The sequence below is a fragment of the Pantoea sp. Cr_R13 genome (assembly GCF_029222565.1).
GTDB lineage: Bacteria > Pseudomonadota > Gammaproteobacteria > Enterobacterales > Enterobacteriaceae > Pantoea > Pantoea eucalypti.
The window spans coordinates 41,950-60,601 of record NZ_JARHXL010000002.1 but is presented as its reverse complement, the minus strand read 5'-3'; the positions used below and the strand labels follow the sequence as shown (position 1 = coordinate 60,601).

At 57.3% G+C, this 18,652-nt stretch carries 18 protein-coding genes; 15 read left to right on the top strand and 3 right to left on the bottom strand.

Annotation, left to right across the window (positions count from 1 at the left end; translation table 11 throughout):
• The first annotated feature begins 56 nt into the window (after positions 1 to 56).
• The 8 genes from P2R09_RS00845 to P2R09_RS00810 all read left to right on the top strand — a co-directional run bounded on the left by P2R09_RS00845 (position 57) and on the right by P2R09_RS00810 (position 8,479).
• On the top strand, positions 57 to 716 hold the full coding sequence (locus tag P2R09_RS00845) for an OmpA family lipoprotein (protein WP_275766197.1): 660 nt from the start codon (positions 57 to 59) through the stop codon (positions 714 to 716).
• A gap of 139 nt (positions 717 to 855) precedes the next feature.
• A complete protein-coding gene (locus P2R09_RS00840) occupies positions 856 to 1,836 on the top strand; it encodes a LacI family DNA-binding transcriptional regulator (RefSeq protein WP_275766194.1) in 981 nt (326 codons plus the stop codon).
• Positions 1,837 to 1,901: 65 nt separating this feature from the next.
• On the top strand, positions 1,902 to 2,927 hold the full coding sequence (locus P2R09_RS00835; RefSeq protein WP_275766191.1) for a LacI family DNA-binding transcriptional regulator: 1,026 nt from the start codon (positions 1,902 to 1,904) through the stop codon (positions 2,925 to 2,927).
• 139 nt (positions 2,928 to 3,066) lie between these two features.
• Positions 3,067 to 3,816: a sugar phosphate isomerase/epimerase gene (locus tag P2R09_RS00830; RefSeq protein WP_275766189.1), complete on the top strand. Its 750-nt coding sequence runs from the start codon at positions 3,067 to 3,069 to the stop codon at positions 3,814 to 3,816.
• A gap of 9 nt (positions 3,817 to 3,825) precedes the next feature.
• A complete protein-coding gene (locus P2R09_RS00825) occupies positions 3,826 to 4,785 on the top strand; it encodes a sugar kinase (protein WP_275766186.1) in 960 nt (319 codons plus the stop codon).
• Between the two features lie 32 nt (positions 4,786 to 4,817).
• Positions 4,818 to 6,098 carry an MFS transporter gene (locus P2R09_RS00820; RefSeq protein ID WP_275766183.1) on the top strand — a complete coding sequence of 427 codons (1,281 nt, stop codon included), beginning with the start codon at positions 4,818 to 4,820 and terminating at the stop codon, positions 6,096 to 6,098.
• 74 nt (positions 6,099 to 6,172) lie between these two features.
• Entirely contained in the window at positions 6,173 to 7,147 is a 975-nt protein-coding gene (ghrB, locus tag P2R09_RS00815; protein ID WP_275766180.1) for a glyoxylate/hydroxypyruvate reductase GhrB, read from the top strand.
• Between the two features lie 81 nt (positions 7,148 to 7,228).
• Entirely contained in the window at positions 7,229 to 8,479 is a 1,251-nt protein-coding gene (locus P2R09_RS00810) for a valine--pyruvate transaminase (protein WP_275766178.1), read from the top strand.
• Here the strand turns inward: P2R09_RS00810 and P2R09_RS00805 are convergent.
• Positions 8,476 to 9,936 (bottom strand): PLP-dependent aminotransferase family protein, encoded by a 1,461-nt coding sequence (locus tag P2R09_RS00805; protein WP_275766175.1) that lies wholly within the window; start codon positions 9,934 to 9,936, stop codon positions 8,476 to 8,478. The two genes, P2R09_RS00810 and P2R09_RS00805, sit on opposite strands and share 4 nt — an antisense overlap.
• A gap of 168 nt (positions 9,937 to 10,104) precedes the next feature.
• Between P2R09_RS00805 and P2R09_RS00800 the strand changes: the two genes are divergently transcribed.
• From P2R09_RS00800 to P2R09_RS00775, 6 genes are read left to right on the top strand one after another with little or no spacing between them, the layout of a single operon-like run.
• The gene (locus P2R09_RS00800; protein WP_275766172.1) at positions 10,105 to 11,571 is read left to right on the top strand and encodes a hypothetical protein; all 1,467 of its coding nucleotides are present in this window, start codon (positions 10,105 to 10,107) and stop codon (positions 11,569 to 11,571) included.
• A 17-nt stretch (positions 11,572 to 11,588) separates the two neighbouring features.
• On the top strand, positions 11,589 to 12,863 hold the full coding sequence (locus P2R09_RS00795; RefSeq protein WP_275766169.1) for an ATP-grasp domain-containing protein: 1,275 nt from the start codon (positions 11,589 to 11,591) through the stop codon (positions 12,861 to 12,863).
• Positions 12,851 to 13,558 carry a class II glutamine amidotransferase gene (locus P2R09_RS00790; RefSeq protein ID WP_275766166.1) on the top strand — a complete coding sequence of 236 codons (708 nt, stop codon included), beginning with the start codon at positions 12,851 to 12,853 and terminating at the stop codon, positions 13,556 to 13,558. Before P2R09_RS00795 ends, P2R09_RS00790 begins: the two co-directional genes overlap by 13 nt.
• A gap of 5 nt (positions 13,559 to 13,563) precedes the next feature.
• Positions 13,564 to 14,364, top strand: a complete 801-nt coding sequence (locus tag P2R09_RS00785) for a hypothetical protein (protein ID WP_275766163.1) — start codon at positions 13,564 to 13,566, stop codon at positions 14,362 to 14,364.
• A gap of 42 nt (positions 14,365 to 14,406) precedes the next feature.
• Positions 14,407 to 14,907, top strand: a complete 501-nt coding sequence (locus tag P2R09_RS00780) for a YbaK/EbsC family protein (RefSeq protein WP_275766160.1) — start codon at positions 14,407 to 14,409, stop codon at positions 14,905 to 14,907.
• Between the two features lie 21 nt (positions 14,908 to 14,928).
• Positions 14,929 to 15,840, top strand: a complete 912-nt coding sequence (locus tag P2R09_RS00775; protein ID WP_275766156.1) for an EamA family transporter — start codon at positions 14,929 to 14,931, stop codon at positions 15,838 to 15,840.
• 406 nt (positions 15,841 to 16,246) lie between these two features.
• Here the strand turns inward: P2R09_RS00775 and ibpA are convergent, their stop codons facing one another.
• Positions 16,247 to 16,663, bottom strand: coding sequence for a small heat shock chaperone IbpA (gene ibpA, locus P2R09_RS00770; RefSeq protein WP_003849623.1), 417 nt, complete (start codon positions 16,661 to 16,663; stop codon positions 16,247 to 16,249).
• A 287-nt stretch (positions 16,664 to 16,950) separates the two neighbouring features.
• Here ibpA and P2R09_RS00765 point away from each other — a divergent pair, with 287 nt between their 5' ends.
• Entirely contained in the window at positions 16,951 to 17,319 is a 369-nt protein-coding gene (locus P2R09_RS00765; protein WP_283543753.1) for a YceK/YidQ family lipoprotein, read from the top strand.
• On the opposite strand, the gene P2R09_RS00760 is transcribed toward P2R09_RS00765, so the two are convergent.
• The gene (locus P2R09_RS00760) at positions 17,285 to 18,553 is read right to left on the bottom strand and encodes a DUF3748 domain-containing protein (RefSeq protein WP_275766150.1); all 1,269 of its coding nucleotides are present in this window, start codon (positions 18,551 to 18,553) and stop codon (positions 17,285 to 17,287) included. The two genes, P2R09_RS00765 and P2R09_RS00760, sit on opposite strands and share 35 nt — an antisense overlap.
• Between the last annotated feature and the right edge of the window lie 99 nt (positions 18,554 to 18,652).

Genomic DNA, 18,652 nt, shown 5'->3' with positions numbered 1-18,652 from the left:
ATCGTGCCACTTATGGGAAAGGTTTTCCCCTGTGTGTCGAATGTAAGGGAACAAAAATGCAGAAAAAATCAATCGCCATCACTTTGTTATTAAGCGGCAGCCTGGCCCTGCCAGGGTGTACGACTAATCCTTACACCGGCGAATCTCAGGCGGGTAAGTCAGGCGTGGGCGCGGGCCTGGGCGCACTCGTGGGTGCCGGTGTCGGCGTGCTCTCCTCGTCGAAAAAAGATCGTCGTAAAGGCGCACTGATTGGTGCCGCTGGCGGTGCTGCACTGGGCGGTGGCGTGGGCTACTACATGGATGTACAGGAAGCGAAACTGCGCGACAAAATGCGCGGCACGGGTGTCAGCGTGACCCGTAATGGCGATAACATCGTTCTGAATATGCCAAATAATGTCACCTTCGACTCGAATAGCAGCAATCTGAAACCGGCCGGTGCAAACACCCTGACCGGTGTTTCAATGGTGCTGAAAGAGTATCCGAAAACAGCGGTAAACGTCGTAGGTTACACCGACAGTACCGGCAGCCGTGCACTGAACATGCGCCTGTCTCAACAGCGTGCTGAAAGTGTTGCCAGCGCGTTGATCGTGCAGGGTGTTGCCAGCGATCGCCTGCGTACGCAGGGTGCAGGCCCGGATAATCCGGTTGCCACTAACAGCACCGAAGCAGGCAAAGCACAAAACCGTCGTGTTGAGATCACGCTCAGCCCACTGTAATAATCGCGCGCGCCCCCGCCCGGGGGCGTCTTTTTTTCTGTAAAGCCTTCCGCTAAAAGAACCAGTAATGTTTCGGCGAATAGAGCCAGCAGACGCTTTATGGTAGTCTGATCAAAAATTGATCAGAGAATATTTCCTCATGTCTCTTAAAGCCATCGCTACGGTTTTAGGCCTTTCCGTGACGACGGTCAGTCGTGCCCTTAATGGTTATCAGGACGTTGCTCACGAAACGCGTAAGCATATCGAAGAGGAAGCGCAGCGGCGCGGCTACCGACCCAATGCAGCGGCGCGGCGTCTGAAAACCGGTCGTGCTAACGCGGTGGGTCTTATCTACCCGATCAGTGCATCTTCTCTGAGTGGCAGCGACTTTAGCGACATGCTGCTGTCGCTGGATCATCACCTTGCCTGTCATGACATTAATCTGCTGTTACTGATGGATAAGCAGCAGAGTCAGTCGACACTGACACATCTGTTGCGCAGTGGGGCCGTGGATGCCCTTATCGTCGGTCACACGACGCCCGATGACAGCCGACTTCATGCGCTGATTCAGGCTAATTTTCGCTTTCTGGCGCTGGGCCGCAGCGATCTGCCGCCCACTTATGCCTGGCTTGATGTGGATCACTTCGCGGGTTCGCAGATGGCGGTGAGCTGGTCGCTGGCGCAGGGACGGCAGCGGATAGCCTGGCTCGGTAGCAATGAACACAGGACGCGGGTGCGTGAGCGTCGTCAGGGATATCTGACCGCGCTGGGCGATGTCGCACCTTATGCGATGGCGGCTGTGTCGCCGTCTCGCCGTGCCGGCTATCAGCAAACCAGGCAGTGGCTGGCAGAGGCAGCGTTGCCGGAAGTGATTATCACCGACTGCGCTGTGCTGGCTGAAGGCGCCGCTCTGGCACTGCAACAGACTGGGCGGTCAGCAGGTGAGCGTGCCATTCTGCTGGCAGGCTGGGAGGGATTGCCGCGTGATGCGATTCTCGATCATCCCATTGTCGCTATTCGCCAGGCAACACCGCACCAGGCCGGAGAGCAGGTGGCTGAAATGGTCATCCAGCTGATCAATGGCGCACCACCGGAAACGTTACAGACTCTTTGGCAACCCTGGCTGCAATTACCGGTATAGCACTTTTTGCGGTGAGCTTTGCTTGTGCTAGTCTCTGCCTGGTTTCTCATTTCGCAGGATATCTCATGAAAATCAGGCCGCCTCGCGCCACCATCAGCGATGTTGCTCACGCGGCACGAACGGGCAAAACCAGCGTTTCACGCTATCTCAATGGCGAGCTGCATCTGCTTTCTGACGGTTTAAAAGCGCGGATTGAGCAGGCGATTGCCGATCTCAGCTATCGTCCAAGCCAGATGGCGCGCGGCCTGAAGCGCGGACGTACCCGCCTGATCGGGCTGATTATTGCCGATATCACCAATCCCTATTCCGTTGATGTGATGAGCGGTATTGAAGCCGCCTGCCGCGAGCAGGGTTTTACTCTGCTGATGTGTAACACTAATAATGAAGTGGATCTGGAGCAGCACTATCTGCAACTGCTTAGCAGCTATCAGGTAGAAGGCATCGTGGTTAATGCGGTCGGTATGCGTGAAGAGGTGCTGAATCATCTGCAACAATCCCTGCTGCCAATGGTGCTGATTGACCGAAAAATCCCCGACTTCCCCTGCGATGTAGTGGGGCTGAATAACGCCGAAGCGGCTGAAACAGCCACGCGCCATCTGGTCGACAATGGCTATAACGCACTGCTGTTTCTGAGTGAGCCGCTGGGCAGCGTCAACACTCGCCGCGAGCGTCTGCAGGCTTTCCGCCAGCTGCTGGCAACGCATCCTAAGGTTGAGCATGAGAATACTGAAGTGGGGCTGCATCAGCCCGATGCGCTGGACCAGGCGTTGCTGGCCTTCCATCAGCGTCATACCGGCAAACGCTGCGCGGTGATGGTCGCCAACGGGGCGCTGACGCTGCAGGTGGCGCGATCGTTACAACGACTCAATCTGCACTGGGGCCGCGATATTGGCCTGCTCGGTTTTGATGAACTGGAGTGGGCGGCGCTGGCCGGTGTCGGTATCACCACGCTGAAACAACCCACCTGGCAGATTGGCTTCAGTGCGCTGGAACGCCTGATTGCCCGAATTGAGGGCAGTGATGTGCCGGTTGGCGAGCAGGTCTTCTCTGGCGAACTGATTGTTCGCGGCTCAAGCCAGCCTCTGGGCTGAATTTCAGATTTAACCTTCCGTTTACGTGCTCGCTTCGTGAGCACGATCATAATTTCACAGTTTGCTCCTTTGCTTTGGAACCGGTTCCATTTAGGGTTTTTCTATTCGTTATGGGCAGAACCCTGCCATGGAGTAGAACATGAAACCTGACATCATTGTGGTGACCGCCGCTTATGGTCACGCGCAGATCGCCGCACTCGGTGGTCAGCGTGCGCTGCTGCCGATTATTCAGCAGGCGGGCGCTGACGGCGTTGAAATCCGCCGTGAACTGCTTGATGACACGGCGCTTACCGATCTGCCAGCACTAGGCCGGGCGGTGGCGCAGCATCAGCTGCACGCCAGCTATTCGGTGCCCGATACGCTGTTTTGTGACGGCGGCGAAATCAATCCACGCCTGATCCACTACGTTGAAGAAGCACGCCAGTTAAACGCTCAGCGGCTGAAAGTGGCGCTGGGAGACTTTACCGGTGCACTCCCTCGCGAAACGTTGCAGACGTTGCTGGCGGATCTGCCGTTTCAGCTGACCGTGGAAAATGACCAGACTGAGCATGGTCGACTGGCGCCGTCCGTCGCCTTTTTTACGGCGGTCAGGGAAGCCAATCTACCGATCAGCATGACCTTTGATATGGGTAACTGGTGCTGGACCGGGGAAGATGCCGACCAGGCAGCGCAACAACTGGCTGCGCAGGTGGGTTATGTGCACGTCAAAGCGGCCGTGCCGCACCAGGATAGCTTCCGGGCGATTGCGCTGGATGAGGCGGATGACCACTGGCGCACGCTGCTGCAACAGCTGCCCGCACAGGCACCGCGCGGTATCGAATTTCCGCTGGAAGGCGACGATCTGACTGCGGTGACACGCCACTATGTGTCGCTGCTGCGTAACGTGTAAGGAACAGATATGACGCACATTAATCATCACAACGGTCCACTTGATGTGGTCACCATCGGTGAAGCGATGGCGATGTTTATTGCCCGCGAGACTGGCGATCTGGCCGCAGCAGAGACCTTTGTTAAACGCGCAGCGGGCGCTGAACTCAATGTGGCGACCGGCCTGGCACGTCTTGGCCTGAAAGTGGGCTGGGTCAGCCGTATCGGCGATGACGCTTTCGGCCGGTTTATCTGCCAGCAGCTGGAAAAAGAGGGTATCGACCACGCCTGTGTGACGGTCGATAAACGCTATCCCACCGGTTTTCAGCTCAAGTCCAAAGTGGATGACGGTTCTGATCCGCTGGTGGAATATTTTCGTAAAGGCTCGGCGGCCAGCCATCTGTCGGTTGACGATTTTGATGCAGACTATTTCGGCTCGGCGCGTCATCTGCACCTGAGCGGTGTGGCGGCGGCGCTGTCAGAGAGCTCGCTGGCGCTGCTGAAGCACACCGCCAAAGAGATGCGTGCACGCGGTAAAACTATTTCGTTTGACCCTAACCTGCGGCCGGTGTTGTGGCGCAGCGAAGAGGAGATGCGTAAGCAACTCAATCTGCTGGCGGAGTATGCCGACTGGGTGCTGCCGGGCGAAAAAGAGGGGCTGATTCTGACCGGTTATCGTCAGCCGGAAGCGATCGCCGATTTCTATCTCGACAAGGGTGTGAAAGCCGTGGTCATAAAAACCGGTTGTGACGGTGCCTGGTATAAAACGTCGCAGGGCGAAAAGGGTCAGGTTGAGGCGATAAAAGTCGATAACGTGGTGGATACCGTGGGTGCCGGTGACGGCTTTGCCGTTGGCGTTATCAGCGCCCTGCTGGAAGGTCAGTCGCTGCCGCAGGCGATTCGTCGCGGCAACAAAATTGGTTCGATGGCGATTCAGGTCATTGGTGACAGCGAAGGTCTGCCGACGCGTCAGCAACTGGGCGACGTGTAGTTCGCGCCCCTCTACAGTCACAGGAGTTCCCGATGAAAAAGCAGACAATCGCGCCAAAACGCTGGTGGTTCATCATGCCCATCGTGTTTATCACCTACAGCCTGGCGTATCTTGATCGTGCAAATTTTAGCTTCGCTTCTGCTGCCGGGATTAATGACGATCTCGGCATCACCAAAGGCATGTCCTCGCTGCTGGGTGCGCTGTTCTTCCTGGGTTACTTCTTCTTCCAGATCCCGGGTGCGATTTACGCCGAACGCCGCAGCGTCAAGAAACTGATCTTCGTTTGCCTGATTCTGTGGGGCGGCTGCGCCTCGCTGACCGGCGTGGTCAGCAACATTCCGATGCTGGCAGCCATTCGCTTTGTTCTGGGCGTGGTGGAAGCTGCGGTAATGCCTGCGATGCTGATTTATATCAGCAACTGGTTTACCAAATCGGAGCGTTCACGCGCCAACACCTTCCTGATCCTGGGGAATCCCGTCACGGTGCTGTGGATGTCGGTGGTGTCGGGCTATCTGATCGAATCCTTTGGCTGGCGTGAGATGTTTATCATCGAAGGGATTCCTGCGGTGATCTGGGCGATCGCCTGGTGGTTCCTGGTGCAGGATAAACCCGCACAGGCGCGCTGGATGAGCGATGCCGAGAAAGCGGCGTTGCAGGCTGAACTGCAGAAAGAGCAGGAAAACATCAAAGCGGTGCGCAACTACGGTGAAGCGTTCCGTAACCGCAACGTGATCATTCTCTGTCTGCAATATTTTGCCTGGAGCATCGGCGTGTACGGCTTTGTGCTGTGGCTGCCGTCGATTCTGCGTAACGGCACGCAGATGGGTATGGTCGAAGCGGGCTGGTTGTCAGCGGTGCCTTATCTGGCGGCGACCATTGCGATGGTGATTGTCTCCTGGGCGTCTGACAAAACCCAGAACCGCAAGCTGTTCGTCTGGCCACTGCTGCTGGTGGGGGCGCTGGCTTTCCTCGGCTCGTATCTGGTGGGATCGAACCACTTCTGGATGTCCTACACCCTGTTGGTGATTGCCGGTGCCGCGATGTATGCGCCTTACGGACCGTTCTTTGCCATCATCCCTGAAATGCTGCCGCGTAATGTTGCCGGTGGTGCAATGGCGCTGATCAACAGCATGGGTGCGCTGGGGTCGTTTATCGGTTCATGGATTGTCGGCTATCTTAATGGAGCCACCGGCAGCCCATCCGCCTCCTACATCTTTATGGGATCGGCCCTGCTGGTTTCGGTGTGGCTGACGCTGATTGTGAAGCCGGCGCAGAATAAAGCGCCACCGTTGCAGGGTGCGAAACCGGCCTGAAAGCGTAAACGTTAGCCTCTATTTCTCCGGGCGGCCTGCAAGCCGCCCGTAACTTATTGACCGGGAGCCACCGAATGAAACCCGCTGTAATTCTTTATAAAAAACTGCCTGACGATCTTTATGCCCGCCTGGCTGAACAGTGTGACGTGACGGAAATCAGCGATCTCTCACCAGAGAGCCAGCAGAAGTATGCTGCGGATTTCCAGCAGGCAGAAGGTCTGCTGGGATCGGGCGGTAAAGTGAATGGCGAGCTGCTGGCGAAAATGCCCAATCTTCGCGTCTGCTCCAGCGTCTCTGTGGGCTACGACAATTTTGATGTAGACGCCCTGAATCAGCGTAATGTGGTGCTGATGCACACGCCGACCGTGCTGACCGAAACCGTGGCAGACACCATGATGGCGCTGGTGCTGAGCACGGCGCGCCGGGTGCCGGAACTGGATGCCTGGGTTAAAGCGGGTAACTGGCAGAAAAGCATCGGACCGGCGCAGTTCGGCATCGACGTGCATCATAAAACGCTGGGTATTCTCGGCATGGGACGTATCGGGATGGCGCTTGCGCAGCGGGCGCACTTTGGCTTTGGCATGAAAATCCTCTATAACGCCCGCCGTGAGCATGAGGAGGCACAGTCACGCTTTGGCGCACAGCGCTGTGAACTGGAAGCGCTGCTGAAGCAGAGTGATTTCGTCTGCATTAGCCTGCCGCTGACTGAAGAGACACACCATCTGATTGGGGCCGCCGAGCTGGACCTGATGAAACCGGATGCGGTGCTGATCAACGCCGGTCGCGGACCGGTGGTGGATGAGAAGGCGCTGATCGCTGCCTTGCAGGCAGGCAAACTGCATGCCGCCGGACTGGATGTGTTTGAGCAGGAGCCGGTCTCTGCCGACTCCCCGCTGCTGTCATTGCCCAATGTAGTGACGCTGCCGCACATCGGTTCTGCGACTCACGAAACCCGTTACGGCATGATGCAGGATGCGGTAGAAAATCTTATCGCCGCACTTGGCGGAAGCGTCGAGAAGAACTGCGTTAACCCGCAGGCACTGAAGTAATCCCCACGCCTTCCCATTGCGCCCGCCGATGGCGGGCGTTATGGTGGACCCCCGATTCGTTATCACAAATATTTAACCGCTATGTCCTTTTCTCAGTTCGGCGACAAATTTACCCAACATTCCGGCATCTCACGTCTGATGGAAGATATGGGCGCGGGCCTTCGCACGCCCGGCACCATCATGCTGGGTGGCGGCAATCCGGCGCAAATTCCGGCCATGAACGACTACTTTCAGCAACTGCTGCAGCAGATGCACGAGGAAGGCAAACTCAGCGAAGCGCTTTGCAATTACGACGGTCCGCGTGGCAAAGCGACGCTGCTGGCGTCACTGGCTGAATTGCTGCGTGAACAGCTTGGCTGGCCGATCACCGCAGAGAATATCGCACTGACCAACGGCAGCCAGAGCGCCTTCTTCTATCTGTTTAACCTGTATGCCGGTCGCCGGGCCGATGGCAGCAAGAAGCGAGTGCTGTTCCCGCTGGCGCCTGAGTATCTTGGCTATGCGGATGCCGGTCTGGAAGAGGCGCTGTTTGTCTCGGCGAAGCCGAACATTGAGCTGCTGCCGGAAGGCCAGTTTAAATATCATGTCGATTTCGAGCATTTGCCGATGAACGATGAGGTCGGGCTGATCTGCGTCTCGCGCCCGACAAATCCTACCGGTAATGTGATCACTGATGATGAGCTGATGCAGCTCGATGCGCTGGCACAGCAGCATGACGTGCCGCTGCTGATCGACAATGCCTATGGTGTGCCGTTCCCCGGCATCATCTTCAGCGAGGTGTGCCCGCTGTGGAATCCCAACATCATTCTCTGCATGAGTCTGTCGAAGCTCGGCCTGCCAGGTGCGCGTTGCGGCATTATTATTGCTGACGAGAAGACGATTACTGCACTGAGCAACATGAACGGCATTATCAGTCTGGCACCGGGCAGCATCGGTCCGGCCATCGCCAATGAGATGATTCGTCGCGGCGATCTGTTGCGGCTCTCCGAAGAGGTGATCAAGCCGTTCTATCATCAGAAGGTGCAGCAGACCATTGCAATCCTGCGGCGCTATCTGCCGGAAGAGCGCTGTCTGATCCACAAGCCGGAAGGCGCGATTTTCCTCTGGCTCTGGTTCCGCGATCTGCCGATCACCACTGAATTGCTTTATCAGCGGCTTAAAGCGCGCGGCGTGCTGATGGTGCCAGGCCACTTCTTCTTCCCGGGCCTCGAACAGGCGTGGCCGCACACCCATCAGTGCATGCGGATGAACTACGTGCCGGATGCAGAGAACATTGAAAGGGCGGTGCAGATTCTGGCGGAAGAGGTTGAGATCGCCTGGCGCGACAGCTAATCCTGCTCTTCCTGTGGATCGGTTAACGACAGCTGGCACCACTGTGCCAGCTGCTTAATGGCCTGTTCCACCTCCGCATTCCAGCCGAAACCGGCATTCAGCCGGAAACAGTGATCGTAGCGATCATCGGTGGCAAAAATGTGGCCCGGTGCAATGCCGATACCCGCATTACGCGCTTTCAGAAACAGTTCGCGCACGTTCAGCGCCTCTCCCGGCATCTCAACCCACAGCACATAGCCTCCTTCCGGATCGGACACCCGCGTTCCCGCCGGAAATTCCCGCAGCACCGACTGACGCATTTCGCGAATTTGCCGTGCCAGCTCGCGACGCAGCTTGCGCAGATGCGCATCATAGCCGCCGCTGCGCAGCAACTCCGCCACTGCCGCCTGTGACAGCACCGAGGTGCCCATCGTCGAGGTATATTTTAGCGAGGCGATTTTGCGCATGTAGTTAACACTGTGAACCCAGCCAATACGAATGCCGGGTGCTACGGTTTTAGAGAAGCCGCTGCAGAGAATGGCGTTGGGGCTGAAGGCGCGCATCGGGAAGGGGCGACGCTCACCAAAGGCGGTATCGCCAAAAATATCATCCTCAATGATCACCACATCGTTTTCATCCGCCTGCCGCGCAATATAGGCTTTATGCTCGTTGGGAATGCTCTTGCCCAGCGGATTATTGACGTTGCACAGGGTCAGAAAAACCCGCACCGCCTTGCGTTGAAATAATCCGGTCAGCTTCGCCACATTCACATACCCTTCCGGCCCGGCTTCCACTTCAATCACCCGTAAATTGAGATTGTGCAGCATCTGCAGCAGCACGAAGTAGCAGGGCGACTCGACTGCCACCACATCGCCTGGCTGGGTGGTAGCACGCAGCGACAGCGAGATCGCCTCAATGCAGCCGTTGGTGATCAGAATGTCGTCGGCGCTGATATTGCAGCCGTAATCGACCGCGCGACGGGCAATCTCAGTTTTCAGCGGCGCATAGCCGGTACCTTTGACCGTATTGCCGAGCAGAGCCGGTTTGCTGTAGCCCATCTGGCGCATCAGCAGGCCGATGCGCTTGACCGGGTAAAGTGCGCTGTCGCCGTTGGCCAGATCGAGCCGTACCCGGCAGTCTGAGCCGAGCATCGCCAGATGCAGTTCTGTCTGCTCATCCAGCGGCGCGATGGCGCGCGGCTGTTCGCTGACGGCGGGCAACTGACGCGAAGCGGGCCGCTGCGGGGCAACAAAAAAGCCCGATTTAGGGCGGGCGACGGCGTAGCGCTCATCTTCCAGCGTGCGCAGGGTTTTCAGGGCGGTGGTGAGGCTGACATTGTACTGCGTCGCCAGCGTCCGCACCGACGGCAGACGACTGTCGGGTGCCAGCGAACCGGCATGAATGGCCTGCTTAATCTGTTCTGCGATCTGGCGGTAACGACTGTTCTGACTCTCCTGTTCCCCGATAACATCGGCCATCTGTTCCACCCCATATCGCGCTGATCTGTGCATATTCAACAGAGTACATTCAAAGTACTTTAGGCTGCATCTCTTAATTATTCATGACGCTAAACGGCCCGGCGACCTCGTCAGCCGCCGGGCTTCAGGCCATAAAGTGATTCTGTTCACCTGAGGGAAACGTGAAAAATGAATAATCTGCCCGCCATGATGAAGGAGATTGAAGCGTATCTGTCACCCGCCATTATTGAGTCAGCTCAGCGCTGCTCTGGCCGCCTGATGGCGGCGTTGCCGGATCAGCAGCAACTGGAGAATAACCGTGTATTGCTCGCTTATGGCGGCGGAAAAGACAGCAGCTACATGGTGGCTTACGTGCGCTACATTCAGGGCCTCATCTGGCAGCAACAGGGCAGCACCTTTCATCTGCGGGTCAGCACCAACCGCCATGCGGCAATGAATCAGAGCGTGATGGAGAATATCCACCGTGTTTATCAGGCGCTGGCCATGCATAACGATGACCGGGCGGAGTGTCTGGTGGTGGATGGCCTGCTGATCCGGCCATTTGACCGGGCACTGCCGATGCCGGAGAGCGTGCGGCAGCAGAACCGTAATGACGTACTGATGAATGGCCACCGCTTTCGCGCCGATGCGCGCTCCACCTTCTGCAACGCCTGTAATCTCAGCATGGTGAACTCCTTTGGCCTGGCGGCAGACTATAACGGCGGGGTGGATATGATTATCACCGGCGACTCGCCGCAGGAGCAGGCCGCCTATGTCGCCTGGGCGCGGCACCTTTCCCGGCTTTTTGATGCGCCCGTAGCGGACAAAAGCCGGGGCTTTAGCGGATTTCTGCAGACGCTGGACGGTGTGGCTGAGCGCTACTTCTCTGACGTTTACGGGGCCGATCAGCTGACGCCCGCGCACCGCATCACCCACCAACTGGCGCGCGACCCGCTGTTTTTCAACATCTATCAGGACACCGCCTATGAAGCGGGTGCGCACTGGGCGCTGCTCAGCGAATTTATGCACTTCCGTTTTGATGAACTGATGTTCAGCTTTTCCGAGTCCGACTGCGGTAATCCGACGCTGATGGCGCATCTGCGCGGACTGCGGGCTGAAACGCTGCTGCAGCGCCACTACGCTGAAGGGATTCGCGAATATGTGCGCTTCGCGTTGGGGCTGATGGTGAAGAAAGATTTTCCGCCTGCGCTTATTGATGAGATGGCAACGCGCTATCAGGACGACGACGCCATCTGGCAGCAACGGCAGCGCGCAGCAGACTTCGCTATGCAGGCGTTTAACCTCAGTGAAGATCAGTTGATCTGCATGATCTACTCACCCTTCCTGGCACACGGAGAGCAACTGGGACACTGGCTGTCGCAGCAGCAGATTGCGCTGGAGGAAGCCGCTATTCGCGATCTGATTGAACAACGCAATAACGACGTCGAACTGGCTCAGCAGTTAACACAGCTCTCCGGCCTGACGCTGACACAGATGCGCCACTGCTGGCAGAGCAGGCCGGTCAGTTCGCTGCTGGAGGGCAAAAGCACCGATCCGCTGTCGCGCGTCCTGCGTTTTGATCCTCACAAAGCGGTGATTCAGGTCAATAACGGTGTGCTCAATGACATCGTGACAGAAATCATTTCCGGGCGTTAACCCGGTAAGGCGAGGCGATGAAAAAGATTTTCCTGCAAATTGGCGCCACCCGCGACGGACAAAATCCTTATTGCGCGGTGGCGAAGCGCGACGGCTATTTTACCGTGCTGGCGGAAATGGGTGATTTTGTCGATTACCAGTCGCTCAGTCTGGCGTTGCCGTTTGATCTGATTATTCGCCTCGACCGTCCTGAGAATCCGTGGGAGCTCATGCAGGCTTATCTGCATGCCGGTTTACTGGCGCATCCGCTGGTGGTGCTGGCAGGCTTTGAAGCTTACAACGCCAGCGCCGGACGGCTGCGTGAGATGCTGGCCGGGCCAGACGCGCCTGCCGCCTTTATTCCCATGGATAAATATGCGCAGCGCATGGCGCTGAAAAAAGCCTGGCCGCGCTTCCCGCAGCCAGAGTTCCGCTTTTTCGCGTCACCGCTCAGCATTCTGGATGCGGAACAGGCGCTGATCTATCCGTGTGTCGTGAAACCAGTGGATGGCGGCGGCGGCCTGGGCATCTTTCTGATTGAACGCGCCGATCAACTGCGCAGTGTGGTGAAACAGCTGGTGCAGACCATGAACTATGGCGGTCGCGGCTTCAGCGGCTTTATTGTGGAAAGTGCGCTGACAGGCACTGAGTTTTCGTTGCAGGGTGTGGTGCATCAGGGGCATCCCCAGGCACTGACCTGCTGCCAGAAGGTGATTGAGCAGCACCGGGATAGCCAGGGATGCGTCAGTTTTTATGAGTCGGGGCATGTAGCAATGGCGGCAGCGGCCTTGCCGGCATCGTTCAGTAGCCTGATGACCTTCTGTTGTGAAACCTTTGGCTATCTTCAGGGCGCGTTTCATATCGATTTTATTGTGGTTAATGGCGTACCGCATTTCCTTGAGATGGGATTCCGGCTTTCCGGCATGGGGGTGGCAATGCTGGTGCAGGAGGCAACGGGCATCAACTGGGCGGATGTCACCTTCCGGCTGGAGGCGGGCGATCCACTGCCTGCTTTTGCTTTCACCGGATCCGGTGCGGTTGGACAGCTGCGGTTACGGCAACCGGCGCAGCTGCAGGCTGCCGAAAGCTGGATCGAACAGCATCAGCAGGGTGCGCTGTTGCCCCCCCTCAGATTGCCTGCACTGCAGGTTTCGCCACGCTCCTCGCTCTATGCCGATCTGACCCGTCATGCGGGTATCCTCGCCACCTTCAGTCTGACAGATACAGCACGTGAGCCAATCATGACCACGTTTAAGCAGGTGATTGCCGCGCAATCAGTCACCGCCGGGAGAGACAAAGTATGTGCAGGATGATTCTGGCATATGGCCAGTTTGACAGCGCACAGATTCTGGAGGCAGCACGCGCCATGAGCTGCGGCGAAGGCGCCGAACACGATGGCCCGATCAAATCGCATCCCAATGGCTGGGGCTGTCTGTGGCTGGAACAGGGCGAGATTCACACCCTGCATGGCACCGGCCCGTTCGCAGACGCCCTGCCGGGTATTGACGTGGATCGTCTGCGCAGTCGGTTTCTGGCGGTTCATGTGCGTCACGCCACATTGAGCAAAAATCAGGGGATCGAGTTTTCGCATCCGCTGTGGCGCAACAGCGCCGGACATCAGTGGTACATGATGCATAACGGCTTTCTGCCGACCATTTACCGTCAGCTCGGCCTGGCGGAATCACGCTTCGATTCTGAAGAGTATCTGCGCTATTTAGTGGATCAGACCACCCCTGCTGATTTCACCCGGGACTATCTGCGCGCAAAGATGGCGCAGGTTGAGCCAGGCGGCAGCGCAGGCAATGCCATTTTCGTCACCCGCGACAAAGCCTGGGCGTGGCAGTGGTATCCGCACGACACCCCCTGGCCGGACTATTTTACGATGCATTTTCGGCAACAGGACGGTTGCACGCTGATCGCCTCTGAACCCGTGGCAATACCAGGCAGCGCCAGCAGCTGGCGGCGAATGAATAATCATGAACTCTATGAAATACCGTTTAGGGAGTGATAAACATGGCAATTTTCAATCAGTTCCGCGTGATTAATCCCAACATGTTTGTGGAATCGACCTGGCTGGATGACATCGTCACTGCACGGGTGCCGCTACTGGTGCTGCGTAACTTTCTGACGTCAGACGTGCGGCAAGCGGTGGTGACTGACCTGCAGAGCTGCCGGGAAAAGATCCGTGTCTCTCACTATCCCAATGGCGCGCTGACCACGCTGGGTCCCTATCTGGCACGCCATACGGCGGCACATGATAACTATTTCACTGAGCTGCGCGATATCCAGCCGGCGCTGCCGGCATCACTCAACATACTGCGCGAACAGATTTACCGCTGGGTGCAGCACGCGCTGCGGCTGGAGAGCTTAAACATCGCCCACGAACCGGGTTGTGGTGACTACGCCGGTTCTATCGTGCGCTTTCATGCTGATGGCGTCGCGAACCCGCTACATAACGACAATATCGTGCGCGATGCTGCAGGAACCTCGCTGGTGGTGACACAAATATTGCATCAGCTCAGCTGCGTGGTCTGCCTGCAGGAGTGCAGCGCGGGTGGTGCGCTGCGCATCTACAACAAAAAGTGGTCGCCGGAGGATGAGCAGTTCAAAACCGCCGGTGAGCTGGGCTATCGCAGCGGGGTCATTGATCACAGCGAGATCTGCGAATTTTCACCGCGCAGTGGCGATGTCTATTTGTTTAATCCCGCTTTTTATCATGAGATTGATCGGGTCGAAGGCGATACCCGTATCACGATGGGCTTCTTTTTCGGGCTGACCGATAAAAAGATGAAACATGCTATCGCCTGGAGCTAAGCCAGGTTGTGCCATTAAGTTGTGCCAGAAAAGGAGAAGGGAATGACGACGTTTGAAAAGATTACTGCGCTGCTGGATCAGCATCAGGCCAGCTACCGTGTGGTGGAGCATGAGGCGGTAGGGCAGACCGAGCAGATCAGCCAGATACGCGGCAACGCACTGAGTCAGGCGGCCAAAGCGATGGTGCTGGAGGTGAGCATGCCGGATGGTGCGCCCTCGCGACAGCTGCTGGCCATTGTGCCGGGCGACTGCCGGATCAATTTCAAAAATGCGGCTCGCGCGATCGGTGGCAAAAAATCCTCTTTCGCCGCGCCGGAGCTGGCACAGGCACTGACCGACTGCGTCATGGGCGCTGTGCCGCCATTTAGTTTTGATGACCGGCTGGCGCTGCGGGTGGATTCCCGGCTGCAACAGGTCGGCACATTATGGTTTAACGCGGGCGAACTGGAGAAGTCGATCGCGCTGGCTGCAGAGGATTATTTTCGCATCGTGGGGGACGCGTGTTGTGCTGATATCGCCACCCCGATTGCGGTCACCGCCTGACGGCGGCACAAGGAGTTTCTGATGTCGGTAAAAGATATGCTGTTAGCGCTGTGCGTGGTGGTGGCGTGGGGCGTGAATTTTGTGGTGATTAAGCTGGGGCTGCAGGGCATGCCGCCCTTTTTGCTCGCCGGACTGCGTTTCTCTCTGGTCGCCTTTCCCGCCATTTTCTTTGTGCGTCGCCCGCCGATCCCGCTGCGCTGGCTGGTGGTTTACGGCATGACCATCAGTTTTGGTCAGTTCGCGTTTCTGTTCCTGGCGATCAAGCTTGGTATGCCAGCCGGTCTGGCCTCGCTGGTGCTGCAGGCGCAGGCCTTCTTTACCCTGTTGCTGGGCGCGCTGCTGCTGGCGGAAAAGCTGCGCTGGAATCATATCGTCGGGATTATCATCGCCACGCTGGGGATGTTTATGCTGGCAACAGCAGGCATGGAAGGGCAAACCAGCGCCGGTATTACGCTGACCACCATGATGCTGACACTGTCGGCGGCGCTGTCATGGGGGCTGGGCAATATCACTAATAAGATCATTATGCGGAACCGCAGTGTGCCGATCATGTCGCTGGTGGTCTGGAGTGCACTGGTACCGGTCATTCCCTTTTTTGCCTGTTCGCTGCTGTTTGATGGCGAGGCCGCCATCGTTAACAGCCTGCGGCATATCGGCCTGCAGACCGTGCTGGCGCTGTTCTATCTGGCGTTTGTCGCCACCATTGTGGGCTATGCCATCTGGGGGAATCTGCTAAGTCGCTATGAAACCTGGCGCGTCGCGCCGCTGTCGCTGCTGGTGCCGGTTGTAGGGATTGTTACCGCTGCGCTGGTGCTGGATGAGCATCTCTCCGGGCAGCAGATGCTGGGCGCGGCAGTGATTATTCTGGGGTTGCTGGTCAATGTGTTTGGTGGCGTGCTGGGTCAGCGTTTAGCGATGAGAACGCAGCCGTAAAGGTAAAAAACGCCGCTGCCACGGCGTTAGAGGTTGTTGATAAAATCTGACCCGGTTAGCTGTGAGACCTGGCAAGCGCAGGAAGCACGGTCAGATCGGAAAGACGCAAAAACCGCCCTCCATGGCACGCTCGGCCCGCGCGATTACGCACCTCATCCCTGAGGTGCGCCCGCTGCCGGGCCAACGCTTCGCGTTGTTCAAAAACGCTCCCGACGTTTTTGTCCATGGCGCGGGACGCTTTCCTCTTCTGCCCGTGTTTCCTGCGCGTTGAGTTTACTCGTTGCGGCCAGATTCACCCTGATTTGGGTATGCCAGCAGTCTGAAACGCCGCTGACGCTGCGTATGCATCAAAAACAACAAACGCCGCATTAGCGGCGTTTGTTGTGGTTAATTCTGAATCCCAATCTTACTTCAGAATCTCAATACGGCGTGGTTTCGCCTCTTCCGGCACCAGACGTTCAAGGTCGATGCTCAGCAGACCATTTTCGAGACGGGCATCGCGCACCACAATGTGGTCGGCGAGCTGGAATTTACGCTCGAAGTTGCGCTCGGCGATTCCCTGATACAGGTATTTACGCTCGGCCTGCTCTTCAGGATGGGCTCCCCGCACAATCAGCACGTTATCGTGCGCTGTAATATCCAGTTCGCTCTGAGAAAAACCGGCCACCGCAATCGTAATGCGATAGTGATTTTCATCGACCAGTTCTACGTTATAAGGAGGATAGCCGCCATTGCTCTGATTCTGATTAGATTCGAGCAGGTTAAACAGGCGATCAAAACCGATAGCAGAGCGATAAAGTGGGGTGAGATCAAAATTACGCATATTAAGACTCCTGAAGTTCAGCAAGTTTTGGCAACCTTCCACTAGTGGACAGGCTGGATACGGCACCTCACTGTCCCTTGCGGCAACCGTGAGTGCGTCCGTAAAGTAAAAATGGGTATCAGAAGAGGATTTTCAAGAGGGTAAAATGCAATTTTTTTCGCCAATCTGAGGAAATGACATACACTCAGGACTACTTTTGCCAGACCAGAACGGACTTCGCCCCAGAGTGTTGACGTTGTCTGGCAAGCAAACTCAGCCAGGCTTATGCCATGACTGAAGGGATGATGATGATGAAATTAAAGACCTTACCTCTGGCTGGAATAGTGTGCTGCGCAATGGTGACAACCGGCTGTTCCAGCGTGATGTCTCACACCGGTGCGAGTCAGGGCTACTATCCCGGCACCCGTGCCAGCGCTGACATGCTGGCCGATGGTGATACCAGCTGGGCGCTGAAGCCGCTGGCGTTAATCGATCTTCCTTTCTCTGCCGTGCTGGATACGTTGCTGCTGCCGTGGGACTACTACCGTAGCGACCAGGACAAAACTCTCGACTCCCCACGTGAACGCATCCTGCAGAGCGAAAGACTCGCGCATACCAACGAAAGCCTGGCACAGGCGCAGCCTATGCCTCCTGTGCGGTCGCAGCCGCAACCGTAAAGAGTTGCCGCCAGCCATTCACCTCACGCATATAAGCAATCTGTGTACCGTCCGGTGACCAGACCACCGCGTCACCTGACGGTGCTTCTTCCGTTCTGCCGGTCAGCCGCTGACACGCGCCGCTCTCAACGTCACATCGCATCACGCTGTTATCACAGATAAAGGCAATCGCCTGGCCCTCAGGATGCCAGCTAAAGGCGGACTGAATGCTGTGGCTGAGTCGGGTAATCTGACGCGGTTCGCCGCCATTGGGCGACACCATCCAGAGCTGGATCACCTCTCCGGCATCCGCCATCAGAAACGCGATCTGGCTGCCATCCGGTGCAGCACGCAGCCAGTGGCGCGGTTGCAGCGCCACGCCGCGGCTGTGCGTCAGGCGACGCTGCTGCACGCCAGCCGGTGGCGCAGGTAACTGCTGGCTGCTGCCCTCCAGCGGCTTCTCTCCGGCGCGGGCGTAATCCTCCAGCGCGTCAGGCAGATCAACAATAAAAACTTCAGGCCGTTTCTCGCCCTGTGCCGTCACGGTGTCGCCAATAAAAGCGATAGCCCAGCGCTGCCAGCTGCCGTCTGGTTTCTGATAACCGCGCTCACCGACCCAGCACTCCTCATAAGCACGATTGATCTGGTCGCTGCCGGGTTGTGGTTCCGTATGCGTCTGGCTCACCAGCACGCAGAAAAAAGTGCCGTCATATTCACGCGGATGCTGCTTTACAGGCGTGACAGCACACAGCGGCAAGGCGACGCCGACGTTGCGCAGATCCTGACGGCTATCCAGTTCATGCATCACGTGGTCATTGTAGGTAAAGCTCAGGCGTGAACCATCAGGGCTGAAAACATGCACATGCGAACCACCACGCAACGCGCCAGGGGTGAACGGCGGCGTGATATCGCAGGCATCCAGATTCACCGCCGCGCCGTTCTGAACGATCACACCGCGCCGGTGGTGGAAATCATACTGCCAGCTGGCATCAGGATGTTCCGGGCCATGAATGCAGACGTAGCGTGGCGGCAGGTCGGGACTGACCGTAACGACACCGACGTGGGCTCCGTGTCGGGCCTGATAGAGCACCTCTACCTCTCCGGTCATCACATTGACCCGCTCAATGGTCTGGCTGGTAAACGACACGCCCGAGGGACGGACGTCAAACGCCAGCCACTGACTGTCGGCAGTCCAGATATTGATATTGGTGAGCTGATGCTGACGGGCAGCAAAGGTGATCTGTTTTTCTGACATGATAAAACCCACGGAGACAGCGTTGCCCGACAAATTACGCGATTCTGTTTTGCGGTGCAGCTTTTTTGCCGGATGCAGGGAGCCGGGCCGCTGCGGCCC

What these genes read in the sequence shown, in the direction of transcription:
- P2R09_RS00845 (WP_275766197.1), top strand. Translation starts at nt 57, where the DNA reads ATGCAGAAAAAATCAATCGCCATCACTTTGTTATTAAGCGGCAGCCTG.
- P2R09_RS00840 (WP_275766194.1), top strand. Translation starts at nt 856, where the DNA reads ATGTCTCTTAAAGCCATCGCTACGGTTTTAGGCCTTTCCGTGACGACG.
- P2R09_RS00835 (WP_275766191.1), top strand. Translation starts at nt 1,902, where the DNA reads ATGAAAATCAGGCCGCCTCGCGCCACCATCAGCGATGTTGCTCACGCG.
- P2R09_RS00830 (WP_275766189.1), top strand. Translation starts at nt 3,067, where the DNA reads ATGAAACCTGACATCATTGTGGTGACCGCCGCTTATGGTCACGCGCAG.
- P2R09_RS00825 (WP_275766186.1), top strand. Translation starts at nt 3,826, where the DNA reads ATGACGCACATTAATCATCACAACGGTCCACTTGATGTGGTCACCATC.
- P2R09_RS00820 (WP_275766183.1), top strand. Translation starts at nt 4,818, where the DNA reads ATGAAAAAGCAGACAATCGCGCCAAAACGCTGGTGGTTCATCATGCCC.
- ghrB (WP_275766180.1), top strand. Translation starts at nt 6,173, where the DNA reads ATGAAACCCGCTGTAATTCTTTATAAAAAACTGCCTGACGATCTTTAT.
- P2R09_RS00810 (WP_275766178.1), top strand. Translation starts at nt 7,229, where the DNA reads ATGTCCTTTTCTCAGTTCGGCGACAAATTTACCCAACATTCCGGCATC.
- P2R09_RS00805 (WP_275766175.1), bottom strand. Translation starts at nt 9,936, where the DNA reads ATGGCCGATGTTATCGGGGAACAGGAGAGTCAGAACAGTCGTTACCGC.
- P2R09_RS00800 (WP_275766172.1), top strand. Translation starts at nt 10,105, where the DNA reads ATGAATAATCTGCCCGCCATGATGAAGGAGATTGAAGCGTATCTGTCA.
- P2R09_RS00795 (WP_275766169.1), top strand. Translation starts at nt 11,589, where the DNA reads ATGAAAAAGATTTTCCTGCAAATTGGCGCCACCCGCGACGGACAAAAT.
- P2R09_RS00790 (WP_275766166.1), top strand. Translation starts at nt 12,851, where the DNA reads ATGTGCAGGATGATTCTGGCATATGGCCAGTTTGACAGCGCACAGATT.
- P2R09_RS00785 (WP_275766163.1), top strand. Translation starts at nt 13,564, where the DNA reads ATGGCAATTTTCAATCAGTTCCGCGTGATTAATCCCAACATGTTTGTG.
- P2R09_RS00780 (WP_275766160.1), top strand. Translation starts at nt 14,407, where the DNA reads ATGACGACGTTTGAAAAGATTACTGCGCTGCTGGATCAGCATCAGGCC.
- P2R09_RS00775 (WP_275766156.1), top strand. Translation starts at nt 14,929, where the DNA reads ATGTCGGTAAAAGATATGCTGTTAGCGCTGTGCGTGGTGGTGGCGTGG.
- ibpA (WP_003849623.1), bottom strand. Translation starts at nt 16,663, where the DNA reads ATGCGTAATTTTGATCTCACCCCACTTTATCGCTCTGCTATCGGTTTT.
- P2R09_RS00765 (WP_283543753.1), top strand. Translation starts at nt 16,951, where the DNA reads ATGATGAAATTAAAGACCTTACCTCTGGCTGGAATAGTGTGCTGCGCA.
- P2R09_RS00760 (WP_275766150.1), bottom strand. Translation starts at nt 18,553, where the DNA reads ATGTCAGAAAAACAGATCACCTTTGCTGCCCGTCAGCATCAGCTCACC.